The sequence below is a fragment of the Pseudomonas sp. Leaf48 genome, from assembly GCF_001421885.1.
In the GTDB taxonomy this organism is placed as follows: domain Bacteria; phylum Pseudomonadota; class Gammaproteobacteria; order Pseudomonadales; family Pseudomonadaceae; genus Aquipseudomonas.
This window is the reverse complement of sequence record NZ_LMLH01000006.1, coordinates 161,072-168,862: the sequence shown is the minus strand read 5'-3', so window position 1 is coordinate 168,862 and position 7,791 is coordinate 161,072. Positions and strand designations below refer to the sequence as shown.

Annotated in this window: 10 protein-coding genes and 1 pseudogene; 10 read left to right on the top strand and 1 reads right to left on the bottom strand. The window is 60.0% G+C overall.

Going from position 1 to position 7,791, the window contains the following annotated elements:
* Positions 1-38: 38 nt before the first annotated feature.
* A pseudogene (locus ASE98_RS07075) lies at positions 39-368 on the bottom strand (type VI secretion system tip protein VgrG); the annotation flags it as partial.
* Positions 369-628: 260 nt separating this feature from the next.
* On the opposite strand from ASE98_RS07075, the gene ASE98_RS07070 reads away from it, so the two are divergent.
* From ASE98_RS07070 to ASE98_RS07025, 10 genes are all read left to right on the top strand, one after another.
* The gene (locus ASE98_RS07070; RefSeq protein WP_060540666.1) at positions 629-1,693 is read left to right on the top strand and encodes an NAD(P)H-dependent flavin oxidoreductase; all 1,065 of its coding nucleotides are present in this window, start codon (positions 629-631) and stop codon (positions 1,691-1,693) included.
* 155 nt (positions 1,694-1,848) lie between these two features.
* Complete coding sequence (modA, locus tag ASE98_RS07065; RefSeq protein WP_060540665.1) at positions 1,849-2,616, top strand: molybdate ABC transporter substrate-binding protein; 768 nt, start codon at positions 1,849-1,851, stop codon at positions 2,614-2,616.
* Positions 2,617-3,297: a molybdate ABC transporter permease subunit gene (modB, locus tag ASE98_RS07060; RefSeq protein WP_060540664.1), complete on the top strand. Its 681-nt coding sequence runs from the start codon at positions 2,617-2,619 to the stop codon at positions 3,295-3,297.
* A 3-nt stretch (positions 3,298-3,300) separates the two neighbouring features.
* Positions 3,301-4,380, top strand: coding sequence for a molybdenum ABC transporter ATP-binding protein (gene modC / locus ASE98_RS07055; RefSeq protein ID WP_060540663.1), 1,080 nt, complete (start codon positions 3,301-3,303; stop codon positions 4,378-4,380).
* Between the two features lie 75 nt (positions 4,381-4,455).
* On the top strand, positions 4,456-5,481 hold the full coding sequence (locus ASE98_RS07050; protein WP_177336953.1) for a DNA topoisomerase IB: 1,026 nt from the start codon (positions 4,456-4,458) through the stop codon (positions 5,479-5,481).
* A 72-nt stretch (positions 5,482-5,553) separates the two neighbouring features.
* Entirely contained in the window at positions 5,554-5,775 is a 222-nt protein-coding gene (locus tag ASE98_RS07045; protein ID WP_060540662.1) for a hypothetical protein, read from the top strand.
* Between the two features lie 226 nt (positions 5,776-6,001).
* Complete coding sequence (locus tag ASE98_RS07040; RefSeq protein ID WP_057714650.1) at positions 6,002-6,232, top strand: hypothetical protein; 231 nt, start codon at positions 6,002-6,004, stop codon at positions 6,230-6,232.
* A 206-nt stretch (positions 6,233-6,438) separates the two neighbouring features.
* Entirely contained in the window at positions 6,439-6,723 is a 285-nt protein-coding gene (locus ASE98_RS07035) for a hypothetical protein (RefSeq protein WP_060540661.1), read from the top strand.
* Between the two features lie 37 nt (positions 6,724-6,760).
* On the top strand, positions 6,761-7,186 hold the full coding sequence (locus tag ASE98_RS07030) for a hypothetical protein (RefSeq protein WP_060540660.1): 426 nt from the start codon (positions 6,761-6,763) through the stop codon (positions 7,184-7,186).
* A gap of 134 nt (positions 7,187-7,320) precedes the next feature.
* The gene (locus ASE98_RS07025) at positions 7,321-7,506 is read left to right on the top strand and encodes a hypothetical protein (RefSeq protein ID WP_060540659.1); all 186 of its coding nucleotides are present in this window, start codon (positions 7,321-7,323) and stop codon (positions 7,504-7,506) included.
* Positions 7,507-7,791: the final 285 nt, after the last annotated feature.

Here is a 7,791-nt window from a genome sequence, read left to right as displayed (position 1 = left end):
GCGCCGTCTGGTTATCACCCCGAACGACGGTAGTGAAAGGCCAGGCGCGGTTGCAGGGTGACTTCGTAGCGGGCTTCGTCGACCGACCCGGACAGGCGCTGGCAGCCGGTGATGCGGCCGTACAGGGTGCGCAGGGGTTTGGGTGGCTTGGGTTCGTCCCAGGACATCACCGGCCGCGTCGAGGGGTGGGCGTACAGGCTGAACTCGGCGTATTGGCCGATGAGTTTTTCCGCGCCGATGTCGAGGTCGCTGGCGGTGAATTCGATGCGGTAGAGGTAGGGTGCGAGGACGTCGAGGTGGGTGTCGAGTTGGTCGATCTTGAGTTTGTGGCGGCTGTGGTCGTAAAAAGTGCGCAGCGGATTGCTCATGCTCAGTCCTTCCTGGTCTGCGGGGGACGGGCAGAAAAGGCAGGGCTTTCACCCGGGTCCGGGGGGATGAAAGCATTGAAAAAACGGAGAAGAGACGAAATAGGATCCGTCTTATTCGCGCGTAGGAAGCGTCTGTAATTTGGAAACCCCCTGCATCGCCGTCGAGCAACCGCGAACTGGCCGAAAAGTCGACTGGCCTCGCGCCAGTCGATGGGTTACAAACATGTCCCTGCCCGAACCCATCATGGGAGACCAGTGCAATGAACCAATGGCCAGACACCCGCATTCTTGACCTGCTCGGGATCGAGCTGCCGATTATCCAGGCGCCCATGGCCGGCGCCACAAACTCGGCCATGGTGATTGCCGCGAGCAACGCCGGTGGCCTGGGCTCGATGCCCGCCGCGATGCTCGGCAGCGAGCAGTTGCGCGAGGAGTTGAAGACCATTCGCCAACACACCCGGCACCCGATCAACGTCAACTTCTTCTGCCACCCATCGCCACCGGCGGACGAGCAGCGGGCACAGGACTGGAAAAATCTGCTGCAACCCTACTATCAGGAACTGGGCGCCGATTTCGATGCACCAACGCCGGTCTCCAATCGCGCGCCCTTCGATGATGCGGCCTGCGCGATAGTCGAGGAGTTCCGTCCCGAAGTCGTGAGCTTCCACTTTGGTCTGCCGGACAAAGCCCTGCTGGATCGGGTAAAAGCCACGGGTGCGAAAGTGCTGTCGTCCGCCACCACCGTCGAAGAAGCGCTATGGCTGGAGCAGCACGGATGTGATGCGATCATCGCCATGGGGTATGAGGCCGGTGGGCATCGCGGGATGTTTCTCAGTGATGACCTGAGCAGCCAGGTCGGCACCTTCGCGTTAGTGCCGCAAATCGTCGATGCGGTGAAAGTGCCAGTGATTGCCGCTGGCGGTATCGCCGATGCACGCGGTGTTGCAGCGGCATTCATGCTCGGGGCGTCGGCGGTGCAAGTCGGCACGGCGTACCTGTTCACGCCTGAGGCCAAGGTCAGCGCCTCGCACCATAAAGCCTTGCGCACGGCTCGTGAAAGCGAGACAGCGCTCACCAACATTTTCACCGGTCGCCCGGCCCGGGGGATTCTCAATCGGGTGATGCGCGAACTCGGCCCCATGAGCGCCAAGGCCCCGGCCTTCCCGCTCGCCGGCGGCGCGCTGATGCCTCTGAGGGCCAAGGGCGAGGCCGATTTCAGCAATCTGTGGGCCGGACAGGCATTTACCCTCGGCGCTGAACTGACCTCGGCAGAACTGACCCGGCATCTGGCCGATGAAGGCCTGGCCAGATTGCTCCGTCGTTAAGTGATCCCCGCTGTAGCAGCTGCCGTGGGCTGCGGCAGCTGCCGTGAAGTTGCTCATCAACGAAGATTCCACGTTCCGTTTGCAGCTTATTCGCTATATATTCTTGTACATAGCGATCCCCCACTTGCTGCAATTGTCTACGACGGAGCCGGTTCATGACCATTCGTGCCTCACGTTTTGCCCCTGCCTGTCTGGCGAGCCTTATCGCCGTATTCGCTTTCGGCTCTGCCCAGGCCGACGAAGTCCAGGTCGCGGTAGCGGCTAACTTCAGCGCGCCAATCCAGGCCATCGCAGCCGACTTCGAAAAAGACACCGGGCACAAACTGGTCACCTCCTTCGGGGCAACCGGGCAGTTCTCCACCCAGATCAAGAATGGCGCGCCATTCGAGGTGTTCCTTTCGGCGGATGACACTACCGCGCAAAAGCTCGAAGCCGAAGGCGACGCGGTCAAGGGCTCGCGCTTCACCTACGCCATCGGCACCCTGGCCCTGTGGTCGGCCAAGGAAGGCTACGTCGATGCCAAGGGCGAGGTACTGAAAAACAATGAGTACCAGCACCTGTCCATCGCCAACCCGAAAGCCGCGCCGTATGGCCTTGCAGCCACTCAGGTACTGGCCAAACAGGGGTTGACCGACAAGGTCAAGGACAAGATCGTCGAAGGCCAGAACATCACCCAGGCCTACCAGTTCGTCTCCACCGGCAACGCTGAACTGGGCTTCGTCGCCTTGTCGCAGATCTACAAGGACGGCAAGATCACCAGCGGTTCGGCCTGGATCGTTCCGGCCAGCCTGCACGACCCGATCAAACAGGACGCGGTGATCCTCAACAAGGGCAAGGACAACCCGGCGGCCAAAGCTCTGGTTGAGTACCTCAAGGGTCCGAAAGCCACCGCTGTCATCAAGTCCTACGGTTACCAGATCTAAATGTCCCTCTCGAGTGCCGATTTTTCCGCCATCTGGCTGACCCTGAAACTGGCGTCCCTGACCACCTTCATCCTGCTGCTGATCGGCACTCCGATTGCGTTGTGGCTGTCGCACACGCGCTCCTGGTTGCGCGGCCCGGTCGGGGCGATTGTCGCCCTGCCTCTGGTGCTGCCGCCCACGGTGATTGGCTTCTATCTGCTGCTGGCGCTGGGCCCTCACGGGTTCATCGGCCAGTTCACCCAATCACTTGGGCTTGGCACCCTGACTTTCAGTTTTGCCGGGCTGGTCATCGGCTCGGTGTTGTACTCGATGCCGTTTGTGGTCCAGCCGCTGCAGAACGCCTTTTCCGCGATCGGTACCCGCCCCCTGGAAGTGGCGGCAACCTTGCGCGCCAATCCATGGGACACATTTTTCAGCGTAACCCTGCCCTTGGCCCGCCCCGGTTTCATTACTGCAGCCATTCTCGGTTTCGCCCACACCGTCGGTGAATTCGGTGTGGTGCTGATGATCGGCGGTAACATTCCCGACAAGACCCGCGTGGTTTCAGTGCAGATCTACGATCACGTCGAAGCCATGGAATACGCCCAGGCCCACTGGCTGGCCGGGGCGATGCTGGTGTTCTCGTTCATTGTCTTGCTGGCGCTGTACTCCAGCCGTAAAACCAAAGCAGGCTGGAGCTGACCGATGATTGATGTGCGTCTGAAACTGGATTATTCAGGCTTCGCCCTGGAGGTCGACCTGCAGCTGCCGGGCCGTGGCGTCACCGCGCTTTACGGCCACTCGGGTTCGGGCAAGACCACCTGCCTGCGTTGTATCGCCGGCCTCGAACAGGCCAGCCAGGGTTTCGTCCAGGTCAACGGAGAAGTCTGGCAAGACAGCGCCAGGAAGATATTCGTCGCGCCGCATAAACGTGCCCTCGGCTACGTGTTCCAGGAAGCCAGCCTGTTCCCGCACCTGTCGGTGCTGGCCAACCTGGAGTTCGGCCTCAAGCGCATCCCCAGGCACCAGCGCCGGGTGGATATGGCCCATGCCACCGAGCTTTTGGGCATCAGTCAGTTGCTCGACCGCCATCCACAACATCTGTCTGGCGGAGAGCGCCAGCGCGTTGGCATCGCCCGGGCCTTGCTCACCAGCCCGCAGTTGCTATTGATGGACGAACCACTGGCCGCCCTGGATGCCCGGCGTAAAGGTGAAATACTGCCTTACCTGCAACGGTTGCACGATGAACTGGAGATCCCGGTGCTCTACGTCAGCCATTCCCAGGATGAAGTGGCGCGCCTGGCCGACCATATCGTCCTGCTCAGCGACGGCAAGGCCCTGGCCAGCGGCCCTATCGGCCAGACCCTGGCCCGTCTCGACTTGCCGCTGGCTCAGGGGGACGATGCCGGCGTGGTGATTGAGGGGCACGTCAGTGCCTATGACGCCAACTACCAACTGCTGAGCCTGCAATTGCCCGATTGCGCGCTGAGCATTCGCGTGCCGCACACCCGGATGGAAGTAGGCCAGTCGTTGCGCTGCAAGGTACAGGCGCGAGACGTCAGCCTGAGCCTGCACAGCGTCGAGCAGAGCAGCATTCTCAATCGCCTGCCGGTCACGGTGATCAGCGAAATGAATGCCGACAACGCCGCCCATGTCCTGATTCGCCTCGACGCCGCGGGCACGCCACTGCTCGCGCGCATCACCCGCTATTCCCGCGACCAGTTGGGCCTGCATCCCGGCCAGTCCCTTTGGGCACAGATCAAGGCGGTGGCGGTACTGGCGTAAATCCGTTGGCACCACTGCATCGGCGCGGGGTCAATGCCTGTAACGGCCCCTGATTCCCTGCCAAGGACATTCGCCATGCCCGATGCGCTGCCCCCTGACCTGCACTATGTCGATGACACCCAGCCGGGCATCACCCGCAAAAAACTGCGTGGCAAGTTCTGCTATTTCGACCCCGCAGGCCAGCGCATCAGCGACCCCGACGAAATCAAGCGCATCAACGCCCTCGCGGTGCCGCCGGCTTACACCGATGTGTGGATCTGTACCGATCCGCGCGGGCATCTGCAAGCCACGGGCCGCGATGCCCGGGGGCGCAAGCAATACCGCTACCACTCACGCTGGCGGGAAGTGCGTGACGCCGATAAGTACATGCGCCTGCGCGACTTCGGGCTGGTCTTGCCGAGAGTGCGCAAACAACTGGAGGCCCTGCTGGCGGCGCCGGGTTTCAGCCGCGATAAAGTCATGGCCACGGTCATCACCCTGCTCGATGCCACGCTGATCCGCATCGGTAACAGTCAATATGCCCGGGATAACCGCTCCTATGGGCTGACCACCTTGCGCAGCCGCCATGTGGAAATCAATGGCAGCGCCATCCTGTTCCAGTTCCGCGGCAAAAGCGGCGTCGAGCATCAGATCACCGTCAAAGACCGGCGGCTGGCGCGGATCATCAAACGCTGCCAGGAGATCCCCGGACAAAACCTCTTCCAGTACCTGGATGAAAACGGTGAACGGCACACCGTCAGCTCATCCGACATCAACAGCTACCTGCAAACCCTCACCGGCGCCGATTTCACCGCCAAGGATTATCGCACCTGGGCTGGCAGTGTTCTGGCTCTGGCCATGCTGCGCAAGCTGCGCTGGGAAGCTGAATCTGAAGCAAAACGGCATGTGGTGGAAATGGTCAAGGACGTCGCCAGGCAACTGGGCAACACCCCGGCGGTCTGCCGCAAATGCTACATCCACCCGGCCGTGCTCGATGGCTTCCTGCTCGGGTCACTCCACCAGTTGCCCCGGCCGCGTGCCCGCAAGGGGCTCAAGGCTGAGGAAGTGGGGCTGGCAATGTTCCTGGAGGGCATGCTCGCGGCCTCGGACCCGACGAATTGAACTGTGTATTTTTTGCACGATCAGTAATGGCTTCTATAGTTGATCTGAACAGGAACCCGCTGCGGAGACGCCATGGAAGACATTTTCGTCGTCAAGCGTTGCAACAAGATCATTATCCATGGTCGCAGGACCGGCGAATCCGGTCATCTGCCACCGGACGCGGCTGTCTGGTACCGCATTTGCGATACCCGCACCCAGGGTTTCATCGGTGACGGCTATGACCTTGAAGAAGACGCCCAGTCTGCCTGCCGGCAACTGAACGCCAAGTCACAGGTGTCAGCCCGCCAAAGCTGACGAGCTGTTGCCGGTCTATACTGCAAATGCTGCTTTCCTTCTGTAGGAGCGAGCACGCTCGCGATGGAGGTGAGAGCGACGCGGGCATTCAGGGTTCCCGCGTTATCGTTGACGTCCATCGCGAGCATGCTCGCTCCTACAGAACAGAACAGAACAGAACAGAACAGCAATAAGCCCCCGGGCTATTTGATGCCACACCCAGGTTTCTTAAACGGAGGTGTTTCCCATGTCCGAAAAAGAGTCCATCACCACTCTGCTTACCCTGCTTGACTCCCGTCAGGCCCGCCTCGCAGCGGCCTGCAAGGAAATCGCCGACTGGGTCGATCACCAAGGCGGGCATCCAACCGCCCTGAGAATTCGTGATCGCCTGAACGACATCGAAAAAGATACGCCGCTCATCCGACATACGCTGTCATCGCTGAAACCGGTCGACCGGCCGCTGCCCCGGTTCAGATGATTGCTGCCTGGAGGATCGTGTCAGCACACGACCTGATTCAGGTCACATGAACGGCGACGTCAGGGTCACCCTGCTTCTGGCTGCCTGATCGACTTTCGCATATCCCCCACCCGGCCTGGCGCCGGGATTTTTCGTTGGAGTAATCCAATCGAACGTCAGCGCCCGCGTGAGGTCAACCGATCACACGTCGCACAGGAGACGTTTCGATGGTCACTCACTTCAAAGTCAGCGGACACTTGGCCTGCGGTCACAAAGGCAGCAATCTCACATCGACCCAGGAACTCAATCGAGTGAAGTGCAGAAGCTGCCGCAACACCGATGCCTACAAAGAGGCACGCAAAGCAGAACGCAGTGCTACCCGTCGTGCGGCCCGCAAAGCCAAAGCCGTCCACACCGCCAACGACTGGCGAACCGCCTGGATCGAACGCCTGACCGCCATTTCCGGCCTGAACAGGTTGCCTCGGGGTTTCAGCGGTCAACCCTTCGTCTAACCGTATGCATGGCAGGACTCAACTGGAGAGGAAAATCATGAACACTGCAATTCTCCTCGTCATCGCCAGCCTGAGCCCTGCCTTGGCGATGGCTCAAGGTTGCGATGTCATCACCCGCTCCCAAAGCCCCTCGGTGCCGGTAATCGAAAGCCACACCTGTTATGAGTACGAAGGCATGCCGGTGGATGCGATCGACTGGTCCTGCAGCAACGAAAGCAAGGAAATGCTCAGCAACACCAAGAAACCCGTCGAACAGTGCGCCGACCACTACCAGGCCACCTGCCTCGCCACCTTGACCCAGGAGTCCCTGGCCAACCCTCAATCGACAAGCAAGGACAAGAACAGCAAGTCCCTCAACATCCCGGACAATGCCCAGGTCACCACCTATTACTACAACGCTGAAAATCTCGCGCAGTCGAAAATCGATTGTGAAACAGGCGGTGGTAGCTGGAAGGCGAAATAGCCGTCTTACGATAGGCTGGGGTCACGCGGATTGATGTCCGACGCACTGCATTGGCGACAAGCAACTTCCTCGGCTAGGGTCACTTTCGTATTGAACTGCGGCCCCCTATTGGCACGAGCATCAAGGAGGAATCAATGTCATCCATTCGTAGAGCCGAACAAACCTACCGCCAGTGGTCCAGCCCAATCCTGCTTGAACTCAAGGAACGAGAGCATCAACTGGAACCGTCGGATCGCCAGGCGCTGCAGAATATTCTGCTGGAGAGAAGGCTGATCAGCACTGGGAGTCTACCTGGCAGCCACCAGAGCAAGGCTGATTAGGGATTCTGACAAACAACCCATGCTGTTCTTTCCGTTTGGCTTCTGTTGTGCCGATGACTCCCCTGAACGTGTGGAACATCTTTTTTATACATGTTCCGGCACTGCCTGATGTACCTCCACCCGTGTTGCGCAGAGCCTATGCAGGGCTCTGCCGATACAATTATATATTTTTGATCATTATTAACTTTTCTACGCTATCGAACTGGCCTCTAATAGGGCACTCTCCACGGCTGTTCGTGGGCTATGCTCGGCGGCGCCAACGGCACAGCAGGCGCAGTGAGATGT

Coding starts and splice junctions, on each gene's coding strand:
- ASE98_RS07025 (WP_060540659.1), top strand. CDS start 7,321: ATGTCATCCATTCGTAGAGCCGAACAAACCTACCGCCAGTGGTCCAGC.
- ASE98_RS07035 (WP_060540661.1), top strand. CDS start 6,439: ATGGTCACTCACTTCAAAGTCAGCGGACACTTGGCCTGCGGTCACAAA.
- modA (WP_060540665.1), top strand. CDS start 1,849: ATGACCATTCGTGCCTCACGTTTTGCCCCTGCCTGTCTGGCGAGCCTT.
- ASE98_RS07070 (WP_060540666.1), top strand. CDS start 629: ATGAACCAATGGCCAGACACCCGCATTCTTGACCTGCTCGGGATCGAG.
- modB (WP_060540664.1), top strand. CDS start 2,617: ATGTCCCTCTCGAGTGCCGATTTTTCCGCCATCTGGCTGACCCTGAAA.
- ASE98_RS07030 (WP_060540660.1), top strand. CDS start 6,761: ATGAACACTGCAATTCTCCTCGTCATCGCCAGCCTGAGCCCTGCCTTG.
- ASE98_RS07050 (WP_177336953.1), top strand. CDS start 4,456: ATGCCCGATGCGCTGCCCCCTGACCTGCACTATGTCGATGACACCCAG.
- ASE98_RS07045 (WP_060540662.1), top strand. CDS start 5,554: ATGGAAGACATTTTCGTCGTCAAGCGTTGCAACAAGATCATTATCCAT.
- ASE98_RS07040 (WP_057714650.1), top strand. CDS start 6,002: ATGTCCGAAAAAGAGTCCATCACCACTCTGCTTACCCTGCTTGACTCC.
- modC (WP_060540663.1), top strand. CDS start 3,301: ATGATTGATGTGCGTCTGAAACTGGATTATTCAGGCTTCGCCCTGGAG.